We start from the raw sequence: 19,286 nt of genomic DNA on the forward strand, positions 1-19,286 counted from the left end.
CGTGGTTGTCTCGGGACGACTGGCCGGTGTGGCCGCCGCGATCGCGGCGGTCTGCTTCGGCATTGCATTCGTCCTGCCGGCATGGGCGGCGATCGCCCTCGGCCTCGTCCTGCTGGTGGCGGTCGTCGCGATCGACACCCTGCGTATCGCGCCGATCGACGGTCTGCAGTTCGCCCGCGACGCGATGACGGTGGTGCGCCAGGGGAATTCGGCGACAGTCACGCTGTCGGTCACCAATGCCGGCGGCGCCACCATCACCGGTGAGCTCTGGGAGGACTGGCCCGACTCGGTGCGGCAGTCCGTCCACCATCACCGATTCACCCTGGCGCCCCACACCGTTGTCCGGATGCGGACCATCGTGACGCCGGCGCATCGCGGTGACCGCGACGCGGGGCCGATCACCATCCGCAGCTTCGGGCCGCTCGGCCTGGTCGGCTGGCAGTTCACCCGTGACGTGCCGGCCACCGTCCGCGCGTTGCCGCCCTTCCGCAGCGAGAAGCAGTTGCGCTCGAAGGTGAAACTGCTGCAGCACCTGGAAGGCCGCAGCCTCACCGACATTCGCGGCGCGGGCAGCGAATTCGACTCGTATCGCGAGTACGTCGTCGGCGACGATGTGCGGGCCATCGATTGGCGCGCCACCGCCCGATCGAACGACGTCATCGTGAAAACCTGGCGCCCCGAACGTAATCGCAGCGTGCTGCTGCTCCTCGACACCGGCCGAACCTCGGCGGCGCTCGTGGGGGACGGCACGCGGCTGGATGCGTCCATCGAGGCGGCACTGCTGCTCGGCGGTATCGCGGCCGAGGCTGGGGACACCGTGTCGCTGTTGGCCTTCGACCGCGAGGTCAGGGCGGAGGTGCGGGGCACCAGCGGGTCACGCCTGCAGTCGCGGCTGATGCACGGACTGTCGTCGGTGGTGCCCCGGCAGGTCGACGCCGACTGCGCGGCAATGGTGCGTGCCGCCATCACCCGGACCCCGCGTCGCGGGCTCGTCGTGTGGTTCACCGCCCTCGACGGCGCGATGGCCGAAGAAAACCTGCTTCCGGCGTTGCCGCCGTTGCTGAATCGGCAGCGGGTCATGTTCGTATCGGTCGCGGATCCGGCGATCGCCGACGCGGCTGCCGAACGCGGCAGTCTCGCGGATATCTACACCGCGGCGGCCGCCGAGTCGGTGCTCGCCGAGCGGGCACTGGTGCAGACGACGTTGCGGCGCAAGGGCGCGAAGGTGGTCAGCGCCCGACCGGAACTGTTGGCATCGGCGCTGGCGGATGAATATCTGGACCTCAAACAGACGGCGCAGATGTGACGCGGGCAGATGTGACGCGGGCAGATGTCATGCGGGCAGATCTGGACCGGCCGGCTGTGGTAACGCCGTCAGACGCGAACGAGATTCGCCGAGGCCGCGGTGAGGTCGCGGCCATGACGTTCGGCCATCATGGCCGCGAGGATCGGTGCCGGTGGGTGCCCCGGCGGGGGCGTGGTGCGCAGACGCCGGCACACGGCTTCGAGAAGTTCGGCGCCGAGCCAGTTCTGGGCCTCGGGCGTCAGGTTCGGGATTCGAATCAGATACTGGCGCACGGCCAAAGCGAGGTCGTCGGGAATGTCGTCGACCGCGATGCGGGCCGTCCATCCGGCGAAGAACGGCGCCGCGACCGGACGCAGCGAGACCGGCAGGTTGCGCTCGCGGATCACCAGCGTGCCCGCCAGCACATCGCCGACGCGGCGACCGTCGCGCGAGCAGAACGACGTCAGGATCGCGACGGCACCGAACGCGCCCAGGATCCAGAAGTCCACGATCAGCCCGGTCAAGGCGCGCGTGATGGCGTGGCGAAAGTCGATAGGTCCGCCGTCGGCGCGAACGACGCGCAGGCCGAGTGCAGTCTTGCCGGGCGTGCGACCGATGGTGGCCTCCCAGAACGCGGGGTAACCGACCAGGGTGATCACCGCGACCGCGATGCCGATCGCCGCCATCCATGCCTCGTCGTTGTCACCCGAGGCCCAGATCGTGGCCGCGATGCCGAGGAGCAGCGCCCCCAGGATCACCTGCAGGACCAGATCGATCAGCATCGCCGCGGCCCGCGACGGGATGCGCGCGATGGACAGGTCGAGCGATACGGCCTCGCCGGTGGTGATCTCAGCCAATTCCCGATCCTTAGGGAGATGAACGCCTGATGGATGTGGACGCCTACACCCTGACACATCGCGCCGGCTGGACGCGGCTCGATCAGCTGTCCAAACGACGCCGACTGTCGGGTAGCGAGGTCGATGAACTGATCACGCTGTATCGGCGCAGCTCCCAGCAGCTGGCCCGGATCCGGACGCACGAGGCAGACCCCGACATGATCGCCGGGCTGTCGTCGATCCTGACGCGAGCCCGCGGGCGAGTGCTGCGGGCGCAGGGGAGCATCTGGTCGGACATCGGCCGGTTCTTCACCCATCAGCTGCCGGCCGAGCTGTATCGCACCCGGGTGTGGTGGCTGTCGGTGATGGCGGTGTGTCTGCTGATCGCGCTCGGCATCGGCATCACCGTCGACAACTCGCCCGGCGCTCGCAGGTATTTCGGCGTGCACAACGCGCAGGCGTACACCGAACGCGGCGGGCTGTTCGAGTCGTATTACTCCGACCACACCCACAGTTCGTTCGCCGCCCAGGTGTGGACCAACAACGCGCTCGTGGCCGCCATCGCGCTGTTCACGGGGATCCTGATCGTCCCGGCGGCCTACTCGCTGTGGCAGAACAGCGAGAACCTGGGCATCGCGGGCGGGGCGATGGCGCATGCCGATCGGCTCGACTCGTTCTTCGGGTTCATCCTCCCGCACGGAATGCTCGAGATGACATGCATTTTCGTCGCCGGCGGGGTGGGTCTGAAGCTCGGCTGGACGCTGATCGACCCGGGTCGTGAGACGCGGGCGGACGCGCTGGCGCGGCAGGGTCGGGCTACCGGCATGGTGGCGGTCGGGCTGGCCATCGCCCTGTTCGTGTCCGGTCTGATCGAGGGATTCGTGACGCCCAGCGGTTTCCCGGTCGCCGTGCGGATCGGCATCGGATTCGTCGCCTGGGCGCTGTTCATGAGCTACGCGCTGCTTCTGGGCCGATCAGCAGCCCACGAACTGGATGCGGAATTGTCCGCCCCTGCGCCTCTGTCCGAACCGACTCCTAGGATAGTCGGGTGAGCCCAGCGAAGACCGACACTGCGACCAAACCTGCCACGTTGATGCTGCTCGATGGGCATTCACTCGCATATCGCGCGTTCTTCGCGTTGCCGGCCGAGAATTTCCAGACAGCCACGGGGCAGACGACCAACGCGGTATACGGCTTCACCTCGATGCTCATCAACCTGCTGCGTGATGAGCAGCCGACGCATATCGCGGCGGCGTTCGACGTGTCGCGACAGACGTTCCGCGCCGAGGCGTTCCCCGAGTACAAGGCGAACCGCTCGAAGACGCCCGACGAGTTTCGGGGCCAGGTCGACCTGACCAAGGACGTGTTGGGCGCCATGGGGATTCCGGTGTTCAGCCTCGATCGCTTCGAGGCCGACGACATCATCGCCACCCTGGCTACCCGCGCCGACGCCGAGGGGTTCAATGTGCTCGTCGTGACCGGCGATCGCGACTCGCTGCAGCTGGTCAACGACCACATCACGGTGCTGTATCCGAAGCGCGGCGTCTCGGAACTGACGCGATTCACCCCCGAAGAGGTGGAGAAGAAGTACGGTCTCACGCCGCAGCAGTACCCCGACTATGCGGCCTTGCGCGGTGACCCGTCCGACAACCTGCCCGGCATCCCCGGCGTCGGGGAGAAGACTGCGGCCAAATGGATTCGCGAGTACGGCAATCTCAACGGGCTGGTCGACAACGTCGACAAGGTCAAGGGCAAGGTCGGCGATTCGCTGCGTGACAACCTGTCGGGCGTGCTGCTGAATCGTCAGCTCACGGAGCTGGTGCGGGATGTCGCCGTGGACGCGCAGCCGACCGATCTGGAGCTGCGGCCGTGGGATCGGGAGCAGATCCACAAGCTGTTCGATGACCTGGAATTCCGGGTGCTGCGCGATCGGCTGTTCTCGACGCTGAGTTCGGTGGAGCCGGAGGCCGAGGGCGGCTTCGATCTCGACGGTGCGGTGCTCGAACCCGGAGCCGTCGCGGCGTGGCTCGCGGAGCACGCGTCGAGCGAGGCCCGTAGCGGCGTCGTCGTCGACGGTCCGCAGCAGGTGTACGGAGCCGACGTCGTCGGCATCGCGATCACCGCGGCCGATGGCGTGTCCGCGTACATCGATGCGGTGTCGATGGACGCGTCGGATGACGCCGCGTTGGGCGCCTGGCTCGCGGACCCGCAGCGGCCCAAGGCGATTCATGATGTCAAGTGGGCGATTCACCGGCTGCGCGGTCGCGGCTGGACGTTGGCCGGCGTCACCTCGGATACGGCGTTGGCCGCGTATCTGGTGCGGCCGGGTCAGCGATCGTTCAACCTCGACGACCTGGCGTTGCGTTATCTGAAGCGGGAGCTGAAGGTCGAGGGGCCGTCGGACGACGGACAGCTGTCGCTGCTCGACGACGGCGCCGATGCACAGCGCGTGGCCGAGGAGTCGATGCTGTCGGCATCCGCGATCGCCGACCTGGCCGCTGTGCTCGACACCGAGCTGGCGCAGATCGAGTCGACGTCGCTGCTGACCGAGATCGAACTGCCGCTGGCGTTCGTGCTGTCCGACCTGGAGGCCGCCGGAATCGCGGTCGACACGGCGCATTTCGAGGAGTTGTCGAAGAACTTCGGCGACGCCGTGCGGCGATCGGCGGACGCGGCGTACGAGGTGATCGGCGAGCAGGTGAACCTCGGTTCGCCTAAGCAGCTGCAGGCCGTGCTGTTCGACAAGCTCGACATGCCGAAGACGAAGAAGACCAAGACCGGCTACACCACCGATGCTGACGCGTTGCAGTCGTTGTATGAGAAAACGTCGCACCCGTTCCTGGAACATCTGCTGGCGCACCGGGATTCGACCCGGCTCAAGGTCACCGTCGACGGGCTGCTGAAGTCGGTCGCCGACGATTCGCGGATCCACACGACGTTCAACCAGACGATCGCGGCCACCGGTCGGCTGTCATCGACGGAACCGAATCTGCAGAACATCCCGGTGCGCACCGAGGCCGGCCGCGAGATCCGCGCCGGATTCGTGGTGGGCACCGGCTTTTCGGAGGTCATGACTGCCGACTACTCGCAGATCGAGATGCGGATCATGGCGCATCTGTCCGGCGACGCGGGCCTCATAGAGGCGTTCAACACGGGCGAGGATCTGCACAACTATGTCGGCGCCCATGCCTTCGGGGTGCCGATCGATGAGGTGACCGCCGACATGCGCCGCCGCGTCAAGGCGATGTCGTATGGACTTGCGTACGGTCTCAGCGCCTTTGGGCTCGCCGCGCAGCTGAAGATCAGCCGCGACGAGGCGAAGGAGCAGATGGAGGCGTACTTCGCCCGGTTCGGCGGGGTGCGCGACTATCTGGCGAACGTGGTCGAGGAGGCGCGCAAGAAGGAGTACACGCAGACGCTGTTCGGCCGCCGCCGGTACCTGCCCGACCTGAATTCGGACAACTTCCAGCGTCGGCAGTCGGCGGAGCGGATGGCGCTCAACGCGCCGATCCAGGGCACCGCCGCCGACATCATCAAGGTGGCGATGATCAACGTGCAGAAGGCGATCGCCGATGCCGGTCTGCAGTCGAGGATGCTGCTGCAGGTCCATGACGAGTTGGTGGTCGAGGTCGCCGACGGCGAGCGCGATGCCATCGAATCGTTGGTCAAGGCGCAGATGAGCGGGGCCATCGAGCTATCGGTGCCGCTGGAGGTATCCGTCGGGTTCGGCCGCAGCTGGGACGACGCCGCGCACTAGCCGCGGCTCGCCGGAGGCGGTTCTGCAAGAACGCGCCGCCGCTGCCTCTCACGAAGTAACGTGTGCAGCGTCACACAACTCGGGAGATGCAGCCCATGTCGACCACCGAAACTCGTGACCGCACCTCGGCCACTGGCGTGTTCTCTGCTGGACGTGCGCGAATATCGGTGCGCACGTTACGCACTGACCGATGGTGGGTACCGCAGGTTCTGACGGTCATCGGCCTGATGATCTTTGTCGTTTATGCGACGGTACGGGCATTCATCCGGTCGTCGTACTGGGTGGATGACTATCACTATCTGTCGCCGTTCTATTCGCCATGTGTCAGCCAGTCATGCGAGCCGGATGCGTCGCATCTCGGCGTGTGGTTCGGCCATTTCCCAATGTGGTTGCCGCTCGGTCTGCTGGTACTGCCGTTTCTGCTGGGCTTCCGGCTGACGTGCTACTACTACCGCAAGGCCTACTACCGGTCGTTCTGGGCGTCGCCGCCGGCCTGCGCGGTCGCAGAGCCGCACGCCAGCTACAGCGGTGAGACCAGACTGCCGCTGATCCTGCAGAACCTGCACCGGTACTTCTTCTATGTCGCCGTCGTGGTGTCGGTACTCAACACCTATGACGCGGTGGTCGCCTTCCACGGCAAGGGCGGCGGATTCGGTCTCGGCCTGGGCAATTTCATTCTCGTCATCAACGTGCTGCTGCTGTGGGCATACACCGTGTCGTGCCATTCGTGTCGGCACGCCGTGGGTGGCCGGCTCAAGCATTTCTCGAAACATCCAGTGCGCTACTGGTTGTGGACGCAGGTGACGCGCCTGAATACCCGGCATATGCAACTGGCCTGGATCACGCTCGGGACGCTGATCATCACCGACTTCTACATCATGCTGGTGGCCAGCGGCACGATCAGCGACCCCCGCCTGGTCGGCTGAGTCCTGTTGAGCAGGCATTTCGCCACCATTGGAAGCATCCGGATACCCATGGCACCAAGGAGTTTGACTACATGACCGAAACGACAGCCGCCGGTTCTCGATCGTCGCGGGCCATCGAACAGCACGACTATGACGTCGTCGTCATCGGTGCCGGGGGAGCGGGCCTGCGTGCGGTGATCGAGGCCCGGCAGCGGGGTCTATCGGTGGCGGTGGTCTGTAAGTCGTTGTTCGGCAAGGCGCATACGGTGATGGCCGAGGGCGGCTGTGCGGCGTCGATGGGCAATGCCAACGAGAAGGACAACTGGCAGACGCATTTCAAAGACACCATGCGCGGCGGAAAGTTCCTGAACAACTGGCGGATGGCGGAGCTGCACGCCCGCGAGGCCCCGGAGCAGGTATGGGCTCTGGAAAGCTATGGGGCACTGTTCGATCGGACCGCGGACGGCCGGATCAGCCAGCGCAACTTCGGCGGTCACACCTATCCGCGATTGGCGCATGTCGGTGACCGCACCGGTCTCGAGATCATTCGCACGATGCAGCAGAAGATCGTCTCGCTGCAGCAGGAGGACCACGCCGAGACCGGCGACTACGAGGCGCGGATCAAGGTCTTCGCCGAATGCACCATCACCGAGCTGCTGAAAGACCGTGCGACCGGGGCGATCTCCGGGGCGCTCGGCTATTGGCGCGAATCGGGCAAATTGGTGCTGTTCCGAGCCCCGGCCGTCGTGCTGGCCACGGGCGGAATCGGCAAGTCCTACAAGGTGACATCCAATTCGTGGGAGTACACCGGCGACGGTCACGCGCTGGCGCTGCGCAGCGGCGCCAACCTGATCAACATGGAGTTCATCCAGTTCCATCCGACAGGCATGGTGTGGCCGCCGAGTGTGAAGGGCATCCTCGTCACCGAGGGCGTCCGTGGCGACGGTGGGGTGTTGAAGAACACCGAGGGCAAGCGGTTCATGTTCGACTACATTCCGCCGGTGTTCCAGGGGCAGTACGCCGAGTCCGAAGAGGAAGCGGACCAGTGGCTCAAGGACAACGACTCAGCCCGGCGGACGCCTGATCTGCTGCCACGCGACGAGGTCGCCCGTGCCATCAATGAGGAGGTGAAGGCGGGCCGCGGCACCGAGCATGGCGGTGTCTACCTCGACATCGCCTCGCGGATGCCGGCCGCCGAGATTCTCCGACGGTTGCCGTCGATGCACCATCAGTTCCTCGAACTCGCCGATGTCGATATCACCAAGGAGCCGATGGAGGTCGGCCCGACCTGCCACTACGTGATGGGCGGCATCGAGGTGGACGCCGACACGGCAGCCACCGCGGTGCCCGGCCTCTATGCCGCGGGCGAGTGCTCCGGGGGTATGCATGGCTCGAACCGCCTGGGCGGCAACTCGTTGTCGGACCTCTTGGTGTTCGGTTGCCGGGCCGGGGTGGGTGCGGCCGAGTACGTGCAGTCGCTCGCGGGTCGGCCGGTGGTGGACGATGCCGATATCGACGCGGCCGCGAAAATCGCTCTGGCGCCGTTCGATCCGCCCGCCGATCCGGCAAAGGCGGAGAACCCTTACACGCTGCACACCGATCTGCAGCAGACGATGAACGACCTCGTCGGCATCATCCGCAAGCCGGAGGAGGTCGAGCAGGCGCTGGTGCGGCTGGGCGAACTCCGGAACCGCTTCAAAAACGTTCTGGTGGAAGGGCATCGCCAGTTCAACCCCGGTTGGCATCTGGCGCTCGACCTGCGCAACATGCTGGTCGTCAGCGAATGCGTGGCCGAGGCGGCGCTGCTGCGCACGGAGAGTCGCGGCGGCCATACGCGCGACGATCATCCGCAGATGGATCCGGAATGGCGCAACAAGCTGCTGGTGTGTCATGTGACGCCCGGCAACGACGATCCGGTGGTGCCCGACGTCGACGTCCGCATCGAGGATCAGGTACCGATGCGCCCTGACCTGCTCGAACTGTTCGAGCTGAGCGAGTTGAAGAAGTACTACACCGAGGCCGAGATCGCCGATCATCCTGAAAGGCAAGCGGGTCAATGAGTTACGACGCACAGTTCCGGGTATGGCGAGGTGACGCCGACGATGGAGATCTGCAGGACTACACCGTGCAGGTCAACGAGGGCGAGGTGGTGCTCGACATCATCCACCGGCTGCAGGCCACCCAGGCGCCGGATCTGGCGGTGCGATGGAACTGCAAGGCGGGCAAATGCGGGTCGTGCTCGGCCGAGATCAACGGCCGGCCCCGGCTGATGTGCATGACCCGGATGTCGACCTTCACGCCCGAGGACGTCATCACCGTCACTCCGATGCGAACGTTTCCGGTCATCAAGGATCTGGTCACCGATGTCTCATTCAACTATGAGAAGGCCAGGGAGATACCGTCATTCACCCCGCCGGCGGGTCTGAAGCCCGGCGACTACCGCATGATGCAGAGCGACGTGGCGCGCTCCCAGGAGTTCCGCAAGTGCATCGAGTGCTTCCTGTGCCAGAACACCTGCCACGTCGTACGCGACCACGAGGACAACAAGCAGGCGTTTGCGGGTCCGAGGTTCCTGATGCGGGTGGCTGAGCTCGACATGCATCCGCTGGATGCCGTCGACCGCAAGGATCTTGCGCAGGACGAACTGGGCCTCGGCTACTGCAACATCACCAAATGCTGCACCGAGGTGTGCCCGGAGCACATCAAGATCACCGACAATGCGCTCATCCCGATGAAGGAGCGCGTTGTCGACCGGAAGTACGACCCGGTGGTGTGGTTGGGCAACAAGCTCTTTCGGCGATAGCTCTCCGCGATAGCGTCAGAGGCCGCGGATCGTCTTGATCTGCGGGCCGGTGTCGGTGCCGAACAGCTTCTCCTGCTTGGCGTCGCCGTCCCAGCGCCGTAGCCGGATCGCGGTCGCCGCCGGCGGTTCGTCGATGATTGCCCTAGCGTGATCGAGTTCGTCGGCGGTGAGTCGCCGCGCCAGCGTGATGTGCGGTGTCCAGACCTCTGGCTCGATGTGATCGGCGAGGTCGGTGATCCACGGCCTCGCGATGGCCAGCACCTCGTCCTGCGTTTCGTCCAGCAGTTCGTCGCGGACCACCCTGAGTGCCAGTGTCTTTCGACGACCGCCGAAGGTGACCAGTCCGTCGAGCTCGACCGGAAACGGCAAGCGCCCGCTCAACGCGGCGAGGCCGCTGTCGATCGCGGGGTGCAGATGCTCGGCGGCGACCAGGGTGATGTGCGGCCGGTTGGTCTCGGCGCTGATCCGGCCCTGGCTCGGCAGACCGGCGTCGAGGAGGGCCTGCCACTGCCGGCGAACCCAGACATCGGCGGCGTCGTCGAGTAGCAATTCGGCGGAATGCGTCATGATCACTCCGGTTTCGTGCAGACGAAGATGGCGGTGCCCGGGAAGTACTGGCCGCGCAGCGGAGACCACTGTCCCCATTCGCGTTCGAAACCCTCGGGCCACTCCGGCTCGATCAGCTCGTCGAGAATCAAACCGGCCGCGCGGATTTCGCGGATCCGATCGCCCATCGTCCGGTGATGCTCGACGTAGGTGACGGTGCCGTCGTCGTCGGCCTCGATATATGGCGACCGGTCGAAGTAGGGGATGGCGACGGTCAGGCCGGTCGGGCCCGGATCGTCCGGAAACGCCCAGCGCATCGGATGGTTCACCGAGAACGCCCACCGGCCGCCGGGTTTCAGGACGCGGGCGACCTCGGCCATCACCGCGGCGGAGTCGGCGACGAACGGCACCGCGCCGAAGGCGCTGCACGCCAGATCGAAGGATTCGTCGGCGAAGGGGAGATGCTCGGCCGTCGCCTGAATCAGCGGTGCCCGCTGGCCGTCGGCCATGGCAGTGCGTCCGCGCTGCAGCATGCCGTGACTCAGGTCCAGCCCGACCGGATAGGCGCCGTTCGCGGCGAGCCATCGCGAGCAGGGAGCGCTGCCGCAGCCGATCTCCAGGATGCGTTTGCCGACGATGTCGCCGAGCAGATGGACATCGCCCTCATGCAGACCTTCGGGGCACCAGATGAACTCGCCGCTCGGTGTATCGACGCCGAGGAATTCGCCGTGCGACCGGTGGTAATCGTCGGCGTCGGAGTCCCACCACCTGCGATTCGCCTGCTCGCTGACCGCCGAATCGGCGCGCGCACGCATGTTGGGCCTGTTCATTTGTGTAACTCTGCCGCACGAGGTAGATCGACCTCGACCGGACCGCGACTTCCGCCGACCGGACACTCACGCACGCCGACCGGACACTCACGCACGCGGACTGGCCGATGGTCCACTCGAAGAACGTGAATCTCCACTCGGCATACCTCACGGTCCACTCGGTGCACGTCACGGTCCGGTCGGCGTACCTCAGTGTCCGCTTGGCGGAATCTGGCGAATCTCTGGACGGATTGGACAGAATCGGCATATGTTGTCCAATATGGAGTTGGCGCGAGAGAGTGGCAGGCGTCGGGCGGCGCCGGAGCCGATCCGGGCTGCGGTGGCGATGACGCTGGTCCGGCTGGGTATGCAGAGATTCAGCCTGTCCGCGGCCGCCGAGCAGGCCGCGGTCAGTCGCAGCACGCTCTACAACTGGTTCGGCGACAAGCAGACGGCCATCGAGGCCGCGTTCGACTACCTCGCTGAGCAGTTCATCTCGCTGTTCGCCGTCGCGGTGCAGACCGAGGACACGTTGGCCGGACAGGTGGGTCAGGCGGCGGCCGCGGTGAGTGAGCACCGCAGCTGGGCCGATCCTTTGGCGCTGCACACCACCGATCTGCTCGACATGATCCTCGACGAGCGCGGCGATGACCTCATGCATCGCGCCATCGAGTTCTGGCGACCGCTGATCGAGGATGCGCAGCGTCGCAAGGAGGTTCGCGAGACGCTCGATATCGACGAAACCGCCGAGTGGATCATTCGAGCACTCATAAGCATCGAACTGCTGCCACCGATGCGCGTCGACCTCAAGAATCCGGACGCGGTCCGCAACTACTTCGGCACGTACATCATGGGAGGAATCGGGAATGGCTAAGCCGCAGCATTGTGTGGTGATCGGCGCGGGGGTCGCCGGATTGGGAGCGGCGGTGCGGCTGGCCGAAGCCGGTGTGCGCGTGACGCTTCTGGAACGTCGCGGGCAGTTCGGCGGCCGGACGCATTCGATCGATGTGCCGCAGGTCGACGACGTTGCCGACAACGGGGTGCACGTGATCTCCGGCGCCTTCACCGAACTGTTCGACTACCTCGAGATGACCGGCAGCCGCGATCTGCTGACCCAGCCGGACAAGTACGCGCGCCGTGTGATGCCCGACGGCGTGGTCGACAAGCGCACGCCCGGAAAGCTTTTCGTGTGGTTCCCGGGGATCGGCATGGTCGAGCGGCTCAAGATGTGGCGCGCCTACCTGCGCATGACGCGAGATGCCATCTGGCGCAAGGAGTCGCTCGACGACATCTCGACCGAGCAGTGGCTCGACCGGGTCGGCCTGCCGCGCATCACCCGCGACACCTGGGTCGACTTCCTGATCATCGGCGCACTCAACGAGAAGCCGGAGCTGGCGTCGGCGCGGGCGTTCCGAGATCTGTTGGCGATCATGGTGACTCGTGGCCGCGATGCCCAGAAGAACGGCTCGCTGCTCTATTCGTCGACCGATTTCACGTCGCTGTTCGTCACCGGTGCTGAGAAGGTGCTCGCCAACCATGGTTGCGAGATCCGCAGCAAGGCGACGGTCCGCAAGATCGTCATTCGCGACGGCGCGGTCGCCGGCGTGACGCTGACCGGCGGCGAATTCATCGATGCCGACGCCGTCGTCTGCGCGGTGCCGCCGTGGAATGTCGGGGGACTGCTGGACGACGTGCCCGAGCGCGATCGGTTGTACGACGTCGCGCGGGAACTCGTACCGGCGCCGCTCGTCAGTACCTATCTGTGGCTGGACAAGCCGCTCGACATGCCGGTGGCGATCGACGCGCTGGTCGGCGGCGAGGGTGTCATCGAGCAGGTCTTCGATCGGCAGCGAATGGTCGGCTATGACGGCAGCGAACGCGGCCTCTACTCGTACTCGACGATGGTGAGCGCCGCGTACGACCTCGACTCGCTGCACACCAACCAGGAGATTCTCGAGGTGACGATGGATTTCCTGCGCAAGTACTACCCGGCCGCCCGTGATGCCGAGCTGGTGCACGGCCAGGTGGTGCGGATGAAGAAGGCGACCTACAGCCAGCGGCCGGGATCGGCGGGCATTCGTCCAGCGCAGCGGACATCGGTGCGGGGACTGGCGCTGGCCGGTGACTGGACGCAGACCGATTTTCCGTCGACGATCGGCGGGGCCGCGCAAAGTGCCGAGCGAGCGGTGGGCGTACTGCTCGGCTGACGCGCGCGTCCGGCTGCATTTGCCCAGCACACGGGCCGCAGAGTAGTGTCTTACGCGCGCGTGCCCATGTGCGCGGCTCGGTGCATTCACAATCGGATGCAGCAAGTGAAATTTACACCTACTACTTACCTGTCCGGAGCAACTCAACATATGTCGACCCCGACCATTACCTCCCCGCAAGTAGCCGTCAACGACATCGGCTCGGCGGAGGACTTCCTCGCCGCCATCGACAAGACCATCAAGTACTTCAACGATGGCGACATCGTGGAAGGCACGATCGTCAAGGTCGATCGCGACGAGGTTCTGCTCGACATCGGTTACAAGACCGAAGGCGTCATCCCGTCCCGCGAGCTCTCGATCAAGCACGACGTCGACCCCAACGAGGTCGTCAACGTCGGTGACGAGGTCGAGGCCCTGGTCCTCACCAAGGAGGACAAGGAAGGCCGCCTGATCCTGTCGAAGAAGCGGGCTCAGTATGAGCGCGCCTGGGGCACCATCGAGGAGCTCAAGGAGAAGGACGAGGCCGTCAAGGGCACCGTCATCGAGGTCGTCAAGGGCGGCCTGATCCTGGACATCGGCCTGCGTGGCTTCCTCCCGGCGTCGCTGGTGGAGATGCGTCGTGTCCGCGATCTGCAGCCGTACATCGGCAAGGAGATCGAGGCCAAGATCATCGAGCTCGACAAGAACCGCAACAACGTGGTCCTGTCGCGTCGTGCCTGGCTGGAGCAGACCCAGTCGGAGGTCCGCAGCGAGTTCCTGCACCAGCTGCAGAAGGGCCAGGTCCGCAAGGGCGTTGTGTCCTCGATCGTCAACTTCGGCGCGTTCGTCGATCTCGGCGGCGTCGACGGCCTGGTGCACGTCTCCGAGCTGTCATGGAAGCACATCGATCACCCGAACGAGGTCGTCACCGTGGGTGACGAGGTCACCGTCGAGGTCCTCGACGTCGACCTGGACCGCGAGCGCGTGTCGCTGTCGCTCAAGGCGACCCAGGAAGATCCGTGGCGCCACTTCGCCCGCACCCACGCCATCGGCCAGATCGTGCCGGGCAAGGTCACCAAGCTGGTGCCGTTCGGCGCGTTCGTCCGCGTCGAGGAGGGCATCGAGGGCCTGGTGCACATCTCGGAGCTGGCCGAGCGCCACGTCGAGGTGCCGGATCAGGTCGTCTCCGTCGGCGACGACGCGATGGTCAAGGTCATCGACATCGACCTGGAGCGTCGCCGCATCTCGCTGTCGCTGAAGCAGGCGAACGAGGACTTCACCGAGGAGTTCGACCCGTCGAAGTACGGCATGGCCGACAGCTACGACGAGCAGGGCAACTACATCTTCCCCGAGGGATTCGATGCCGAGACCAACGATTGGCTCGAGGGCTTCGAGAAGCAGCGTGAAGAGTGGGAAGGCCGCTACGCCGAGGCTGAGCGTCGTCACAAGATGCACAAGGTGCAGATGGACAAGTTCGCCGCTGACGCCGCAGCCGAGGCTGCTGCCGGCGGTGGCAGCGATGCCGCTCCGAGCGAGTACTCGTCGGGCTCCGGCTCGTCGTCGAGCGCTCCGGCCGGCGGCTCGCTGGCCAGCGACGAGCAGCTCGCCGCTCTGCGCGAGAAGCTGTCGGGCAACTGACGTTCTGAAGTTCTAGGCAATCGACCCCGTCCGGCCGGACGGGGTCGATTGCTATCTGCAGACCTGTTGCGCCGCGGTCATTTCGCCCCGGGCGTCGGCGGGTTCGGCATGCTCGGCGTGCCGGCGATGACGTCGTCCCATCGGACGCGGACCGAATCCCATCGCTTGTCGAACGTGTCGGCGCGGTGCTTGGCCCGCGCCTTGCGATGCTCGGAGTAGAACCAGCGCGCCCACGGCGAGGTCGGCCGGGCCAGTCGGATCGCGCCGAACCAGGCGATGGGGGACACGAATAGGCCGACGATCGCGGTCGAGTACTTGCCCTTCAGTCCGGTGACGACCACGAGCACCAGGTGCACGAGCAGCAGCGCGACCGCGATCCCGCGCCAGGCGATGGCCACCCCGGACAGCTGCGTCATCTGCGCCGGCGAGAGCCCGACCGCCGCCAGCCCGATGATCGCGGCGGCCAGTGTCGCGATGTTCACCGAAAGCTGCCCCTCCTGGGTCCAGTACACGTCCTGCAGCCGGAACAGCATCGCGAATTCATCGAGGACCAGGGCCGTGCCCAACCCGATCGCCACCGCCGCAAGATAGGTCCACACCGACATCGGAGGCGAGCCGATCCCGACGAACGCGCCGGCGATCAGGATCAGCAAGCCCGGAATCGAATGATGCAGGTGCACGCCGCCGCTGCTGATATTGCCGAACGGGCCCTTCCCGGCCCGGATCATCCGAGTGATGACCCGGACGATCACGAACGTGATGACAAAGGCGACGAAGCTGAGCATCAACGGGCCCTTGTAGCCGTGCACGATCTCGTCGTGCCACCAGTCATGCAGCCATGTCATTGCGCGATTCTAGGCGTGAAGAATGCCGTTGGCCGCGGAAATCCGCTGGCAGCGGCTATGAGTCGGCGTCGGCGGAGCGCCAGTTCGTCAGCCCGACGAATGCCATGCGCATCGCGTCGGTGGCGGCGCGAATGGTCTCCTTCTCGTCGGCGTCCGGCTGGACCAGCTCGGCGACGGCGTTCGACGCGATCGCCAGGATCAGATTCGCCGCCGAGGTGAGCTCGTCGGAATCCCAGCGCCGCATGTCCTCGCGGCGCGCCAGGTCGATCGCCATCTCGTGAACCAGGAGCCGCATCTCGGTATTGAGTGCACGCCTGACCTCCGTCGGCGCGATGTAGCGCTCGGTGACGACGAACCGGAGTTCATCGGGGTTGGCGTCGACCTGATCGGCCAGGATCTGCATCGCGTCGGCGAGGTTCTTCGGTGCCTGGCGACGGATCTCTCGGGAGATGCCGCGAGCGATCCGCATGCCGTCCTCCACGAGCGCGATGCCGAGGTCGTCCAGCGAGTCGAAATGCCGGTAGAACGCGGTCGGCACGATGCCCGCCGCACGGGCGACGTCGCGCAGGCTCAGCCCTGAAAAGCCTTGTGTCCGACTGAGATCGAGGGCCGCCTCGACGAGGGCGGTGCGCGTCCGGGCCTTCTGTTCGGCGCGGGACAGCGTATCGCTGCGCGACGAGCTTCCCCGCGACGAACTCGAACTGCTGCGGGTCCGCGACGACGCACTCTCGCGGGAACGCGAAGAGCGCGGGGCGTCTTCACGGTCGTCTCGGCGGCGGCTCACGTCGTTCACTCTAGGCGTTTTGCGCCTGTGATGACCGACACGGTGCCGCTCACTTGACTCGGTCAGGGTGTCTGCGTACATAATTTCAGTGTACAAACGTTCACCAGAAACGTTTAACCGAACGGAGACTTCCATGAGCTTCATGCAGACCGCGGCCCGCAAGGTGGCCGGACCGGGCTCGGCTTTGAGCAAGGTCCTCGAACTCACCATGACCCCGCACGCCATCGACCGCTATCTGGAGCTGGTCGACCCGATGATCACCTGGGACGAGGCCCGCGCCAGGGTCGAGCGCGTCGAACGCCGGACCGAGCGCAGCGTCACGCTGACCCTGCGCACCACGCGGCAGTTCGACGGCTTCCGAGCCGGACAGTTCGTGCAGCTGGGGGTCGTGATCGAGGGCGTTCGTCAGGTCCGCTGCTTCTCGCCGGCCAATTCCGATGCCGACCGCGGCATCATCGAGCTGACCATCGGCCGCCGCCCCGGCGGCCTGGTGTCCAACTATCTCTACGAGCACGCGCAGGTCGGCGACGTCTACACGCTGACGCCGGCCTCCGGCACGTTCCAGCTGCCCGAGCCGCGACCCGCGCAGACCCTGCTGATCGCCGGTGGCAGCGGCATTACACCCGTGCTCTCAATGGCGCGCAGCCTGGTCGGCAACGGCTATCCCGGCAGTATTGCGCTGCTGTACTACGTGCCCAGCGAGGCCGACAACCCATACACGGACGAACTGAAGGCGCTCGCCGAAATCCCGTCGGTGTCCGTGCACTGCATCTACCCGGAGTCGGAGTCGGTCGACGGCCCGATCAACCTGCGTCCCGGCTTCTTCGCTGCCGACCATCTCGACACCGTCGCGCCGTGGGCCGAATACGGACAGACCTTCATGTGCGGCCCGCAGCCGCTGATGGACTCGGTGACTGCGCTGTTCACCGAACGCGGTCTTACCGATCGCCTGCACAGCGAGGAATTCGTCATCGCCATGCCGTCGGTCGCGGACGGCGACGCCGAGGGCACGGTGACCTTCTCCGGCTCGAACAAGGATGCCGAGAACGACGGCCGGTCCATCCTCGAGCAGGCGGAGTCCGCCGGACTGACCCCGGAATTCGGCTGCCGGATGGGAATCTGCTTCTCCTGCACCGCCGTCAAGAAGTCGGGGTGCACCCGCAACGTGCTCACCGGTGATCTCAACGACGATCCGGACCAGCACATCCAGCTCTGCGTCAGCGCGCCGGTCGGCGACGTCGACATCGAGATCTGAACCTGACCCAACCAGCCCACACCTTCTGCCACATAAGGAGTCAGCCATGACTATTGCAACCGCACTGCCCGCCCTCCTGGTCGGCGGCACCGAGACCACCTCCAAGAGCACCGAGATCACCGTGACCGCAGCGCAGGTCGAGGAGCTCGGCAAGGAGCTCGACGCACTGCGTGCTCGCATCGCCGATGACCTGGGGGAGCGCGACCGCGACTACCTCTACTCGGTCATCAAGGCGCAGCGTGGCCTCGAGGTCGCGGGCCGCGGCCTGATGTACCTCGGCTTCCTGCCGCCGGCGTGGATCGCCGCCGTTGCCGCGCTGTCGGTTTCGAAGATCCTCGACAACATGGAGATCGGCCATAACGTCATGCATGGCCAGTACGACTGGATGCGCGAGAAGGGCATCAACTCCCGCGAATTCGAGTGGGACACCGTCTGCCCGGCCGATCAGTGGAAGCATTCGCACAACTACATGCACCACACCTACACCAACATCGTCGACATGGATCGTGATGTGGGCTACGGGATCCTGCGCATGGCGCCGGAGCAGAAATGGAATCCGTACTACCTGGGCAACCTCGCTTGGGCGTCGGCGCTGATGGTGCTCTTCGAGTGGGGCGTCATGCTGCACGACCTGGAGGCCGAGAACATCGTCAGCGGCAAGCGCAAGTGGAAAGACATCAAGCCGCTCGTGAAGGGCATGTGGCGCAAGGCCGGTCGCCAGGTCCTCAAGGACTACGTGGTGTTCCCGGCGCTCACCGGCCCGCTGTTCCTGACCACCCTCGCCGGCAACGCCACCGCGAATCTGGTCCGCAACGTCTGGACGTTCTCGATCATCTTCTGCGGCCACTTCCCGTCGGGCACCCAGACCTTCTCGAAGGAGGAGACGGCCAACGAGACCCGTGGCGAGTGGTACCTGCGGCAGCTGCTGGGCTCCGCGAACATCGAGGGCAGCAAGTACTTCCACATCATGAGCGGCAACCTGTCGCACCAGATCGAGCATCACCTGTTCCCGGACCTGCCGGCCAGCCGCTACCCGGAGATGTCGGCCGAGGTGCGGGCGCTGTGCGAGAAGCACGGCCTGCCGTACAACACCGGCGGCTTCTGGCATCAGTTCGGCTCCACCTGGAAAAAGATCGCCAAGCTGTCGCTGCCGAACAGATGGACCAACCAGGAGCCGGAGTTGGTGGTGCACATCGAGCGTGCCGCAGCGAAGGCGTCCTGACCGGCGTAGATTGAGGCCCGTGGTGAGCAAGTTCGAACGCAACAAGGACCTCGCGCAAGAGGTCGTCAGCACGGCTGCCGAAAGCGTCGGCTCGGTCGCGAAGATCATCAGCGGCACGGTCGTCGACGTGAGCAAGCAGATCGCCGGGACCGTCGGCGAGGCGCGCGATCACGTGCGGGCCGGTAAGGGGCATGAGGTGATCGCCACGACGGCCGAGACAGTCGGGGAGATCACCAAGATCATCACCGGCAGCGTCGCCGGCGTCACCCGCGAGATCGGCGACACCGTCACCGATGGGCTGGAGATGCACGAGGCCACGCAGAAGGCCAAGGCCGACGACGCGGCCGACGCGCAGGCCGCTGCCGACCAGATCGACGATGTGTCGGACGACGCCGAGTAGTCGAGCGCAGCGAGA

17 protein-coding genes are annotated in these 19,286 nt (G+C 65.7%); 12 read left to right on the forward strand and 5 right to left on the reverse strand.

Annotated features, from left to right (window positions below):
* The first annotated feature begins 1 nt into the window (after position 1).
* Entirely contained in the window at positions 2-1,306 is a 1,305-nt protein-coding gene (locus G341_RS0113875) for a DUF58 domain-containing protein (protein WP_018179754.1), read from the forward strand.
* Positions 1,307-1,374: 68 nt separating this feature from the next.
* Here the strand turns inward: G341_RS0113875 and G341_RS0113880 are convergent, their stop codons facing one another.
* The gene (locus G341_RS0113880) at positions 1,375-2,142 is read right to left on the reverse strand and encodes an RDD family protein (protein WP_018179755.1); all 768 of its coding nucleotides are present in this window, start codon (positions 2,140-2,142) and stop codon (positions 1,375-1,377) included.
* A 29-nt stretch (positions 2,143-2,171) separates the two neighbouring features.
* On the opposite strand from G341_RS0113880, the gene G341_RS0113885 reads away from it, so the two are divergent.
* From G341_RS0113885 to G341_RS0113905, 5 genes are all read left to right on the forward strand, one after another.
* On the forward strand, positions 2,172-3,173 hold the full coding sequence (locus G341_RS0113885) for a stage II sporulation protein M (RefSeq protein ID WP_018179756.1): 1,002 nt from the start codon (positions 2,172-2,174) through the stop codon (positions 3,171-3,173).
* A 41-nt stretch (positions 3,174-3,214) separates the two neighbouring features.
* The gene (gene polA, locus G341_RS0113890) at positions 3,215-5,878 is read left to right on the forward strand and encodes a DNA polymerase I (RefSeq protein ID WP_043451581.1); all 2,664 of its coding nucleotides are present in this window, start codon (positions 3,215-3,217) and stop codon (positions 5,876-5,878) included.
* Positions 5,879-5,973: 95 nt separating this feature from the next.
* Positions 5,974-6,804 (forward strand): hypothetical protein, encoded by an 831-nt coding sequence (locus G341_RS0113895; RefSeq protein WP_026303669.1) that lies wholly within the window; start codon positions 5,974-5,976, stop codon positions 6,802-6,804.
* Positions 6,805-6,875: 71 nt separating this feature from the next.
* Positions 6,876-8,843: a fumarate reductase/succinate dehydrogenase flavoprotein subunit gene (locus tag G341_RS0113900; protein ID WP_018179759.1), complete on the forward strand. Its 1,968-nt coding sequence runs from the start codon at positions 6,876-6,878 to the stop codon at positions 8,841-8,843.
* Entirely contained in the window at positions 8,840-9,586 is a 747-nt protein-coding gene (locus tag G341_RS0113905; protein WP_018179760.1) for a succinate dehydrogenase/fumarate reductase iron-sulfur subunit, read from the forward strand. The genes G341_RS0113900 and G341_RS0113905 overlap by 4 nt, the downstream gene beginning before the upstream one ends.
* 15 nt (positions 9,587-9,601) lie before the next feature.
* On the opposite strand, the gene G341_RS22090 is transcribed toward G341_RS0113905, so the two are convergent.
* Complete coding sequence (locus tag G341_RS22090; protein WP_162140718.1) at positions 9,602-10,153, reverse strand: 2'-5' RNA ligase family protein; 552 nt, start codon at positions 10,151-10,153, stop codon at positions 9,602-9,604.
* A 2-nt stretch (positions 10,154-10,155) separates the two neighbouring features.
* On the reverse strand, positions 10,156-10,962 hold the full coding sequence (locus tag G341_RS0113915) for a class I SAM-dependent methyltransferase (protein WP_018179762.1): 807 nt from the start codon (positions 10,960-10,962) through the stop codon (positions 10,156-10,158).
* A gap of 259 nt (positions 10,963-11,221) precedes the next feature.
* Between G341_RS0113915 and G341_RS0113920 the strand changes: the two genes are divergently transcribed.
* From G341_RS0113920 to rpsA, 3 genes are all read left to right on the forward strand, one after another.
* Complete coding sequence (locus tag G341_RS0113920) at positions 11,222-11,815, forward strand: TetR/AcrR family transcriptional regulator (RefSeq protein ID WP_026303671.1); 594 nt, start codon at positions 11,222-11,224, stop codon at positions 11,813-11,815.
* A complete protein-coding gene (locus tag G341_RS0113925) occupies positions 11,808-13,148 on the forward strand; it encodes a hydroxysqualene dehydroxylase (protein WP_043451495.1) in 1,341 nt (446 codons plus the stop codon). The genes G341_RS0113920 and G341_RS0113925 overlap by 8 nt, the downstream gene beginning before the upstream one ends.
* 150 nt (positions 13,149-13,298) lie before the next feature.
* Complete coding sequence (gene rpsA, locus G341_RS0113930) at positions 13,299-14,765, forward strand: 30S ribosomal protein S1 (RefSeq protein ID WP_018179765.1); 1,467 nt, start codon at positions 13,299-13,301, stop codon at positions 14,763-14,765.
* A gap of 77 nt (positions 14,766-14,842) precedes the next feature.
* Here the strand turns inward: rpsA and G341_RS0113935 are convergent, their stop codons facing one another.
* Complete coding sequence (locus tag G341_RS0113935; RefSeq protein ID WP_018179766.1) at positions 14,843-15,610, reverse strand: hypothetical protein; 768 nt, start codon at positions 15,608-15,610, stop codon at positions 14,843-14,845.
* Between the two features lie 55 nt (positions 15,611-15,665).
* The gene (locus G341_RS0113940) at positions 15,666-16,490 is read right to left on the reverse strand and encodes a TetR family transcriptional regulator (RefSeq protein ID WP_026303672.1); all 825 of its coding nucleotides are present in this window, start codon (positions 16,488-16,490) and stop codon (positions 15,666-15,668) included.
* A 37-nt stretch (positions 16,491-16,527) separates the two neighbouring features.
* Here G341_RS0113940 and G341_RS0113945 point away from each other — a divergent pair, with 37 nt between their 5' ends.
* The 3 genes from G341_RS0113945 to G341_RS24180 are packed head-to-tail and all read left to right on the forward strand — an operon-like array spanning position 16,528 to position 19,271.
* The gene (locus G341_RS0113945) at positions 16,528-17,649 is read left to right on the forward strand and encodes a ferredoxin reductase (protein WP_018179768.1); all 1,122 of its coding nucleotides are present in this window, start codon (positions 16,528-16,530) and stop codon (positions 17,647-17,649) included.
* 46 nt (positions 17,650-17,695) lie between these two features.
* Positions 17,696-18,871 carry a fatty acid desaturase family protein gene (locus G341_RS22095; protein ID WP_018179769.1) on the forward strand — a complete coding sequence of 392 codons (1,176 nt, stop codon included), beginning with the start codon at positions 17,696-17,698 and terminating at the stop codon, positions 18,869-18,871.
* A gap of 22 nt (positions 18,872-18,893) precedes the next feature.
* Positions 18,894-19,271, forward strand: a complete 378-nt coding sequence (locus tag G341_RS24180) for a hypothetical protein (protein ID WP_245557002.1) — start codon at positions 18,894-18,896, stop codon at positions 19,269-19,271.
* Positions 19,272-19,286 lie beyond the last annotated feature (15 nt).

This window comes from Jongsikchunia kroppenstedtii DSM 45133, assembly GCF_000380485.1.
In the GTDB taxonomy this organism is placed as follows: Bacteria; Actinomycetota; Actinomycetes; order Mycobacteriales; family Mycobacteriaceae; genus Jongsikchunia; species Jongsikchunia kroppenstedtii.

Bases quoted from the DNA above. Each gene is read 5' to 3' on its own strand.
- G341_RS0113885 (WP_018179756.1), top strand. From the start codon at position 2,172: ATGGATGTGGACGCCTACACCCTGACACATCGCGCCGGCTGGACGCGG.
- polA (WP_043451581.1), top strand. From the start codon at position 3,215: ATGCTGCTCGATGGGCATTCACTCGCATATCGCGCGTTCTTCGCGTTG.
- G341_RS0113895 (WP_026303669.1), top strand. From the start codon at position 5,974: ATGTCGACCACCGAAACTCGTGACCGCACCTCGGCCACTGGCGTGTTC.
- G341_RS0113900 (WP_018179759.1), top strand. From the start codon at position 6,876: ATGACCGAAACGACAGCCGCCGGTTCTCGATCGTCGCGGGCCATCGAA.
- G341_RS0113905 (WP_018179760.1), top strand. From the start codon at position 8,840: ATGAGTTACGACGCACAGTTCCGGGTATGGCGAGGTGACGCCGACGAT.
- G341_RS22090 (WP_162140718.1), bottom strand. From the start codon at position 10,153: ATGACGCATTCCGCCGAATTGCTACTCGACGACGCCGCCGATGTCTGG.
- G341_RS0113915 (WP_018179762.1), bottom strand. From the start codon at position 10,962: ATGAACAGGCCCAACATGCGTGCGCGCGCCGATTCGGCGGTCAGCGAG.
- G341_RS0113920 (WP_026303671.1), top strand. From the start codon at position 11,222: ATGGAGTTGGCGCGAGAGAGTGGCAGGCGTCGGGCGGCGCCGGAGCCG.
- G341_RS0113925 (WP_043451495.1), top strand. From the start codon at position 11,808: ATGGCTAAGCCGCAGCATTGTGTGGTGATCGGCGCGGGGGTCGCCGGA.
- rpsA (WP_018179765.1), top strand. From the start codon at position 13,299: ATGTCGACCCCGACCATTACCTCCCCGCAAGTAGCCGTCAACGACATC.
- G341_RS0113935 (WP_018179766.1), bottom strand. From the start codon at position 15,610: ATGACATGGCTGCATGACTGGTGGCACGACGAGATCGTGCACGGCTAC.
- G341_RS0113945 (WP_018179768.1), top strand. From the start codon at position 16,528: ATGAGCTTCATGCAGACCGCGGCCCGCAAGGTGGCCGGACCGGGCTCG.
- G341_RS22095 (WP_018179769.1), top strand. From the start codon at position 17,696: ATGACTATTGCAACCGCACTGCCCGCCCTCCTGGTCGGCGGCACCGAG.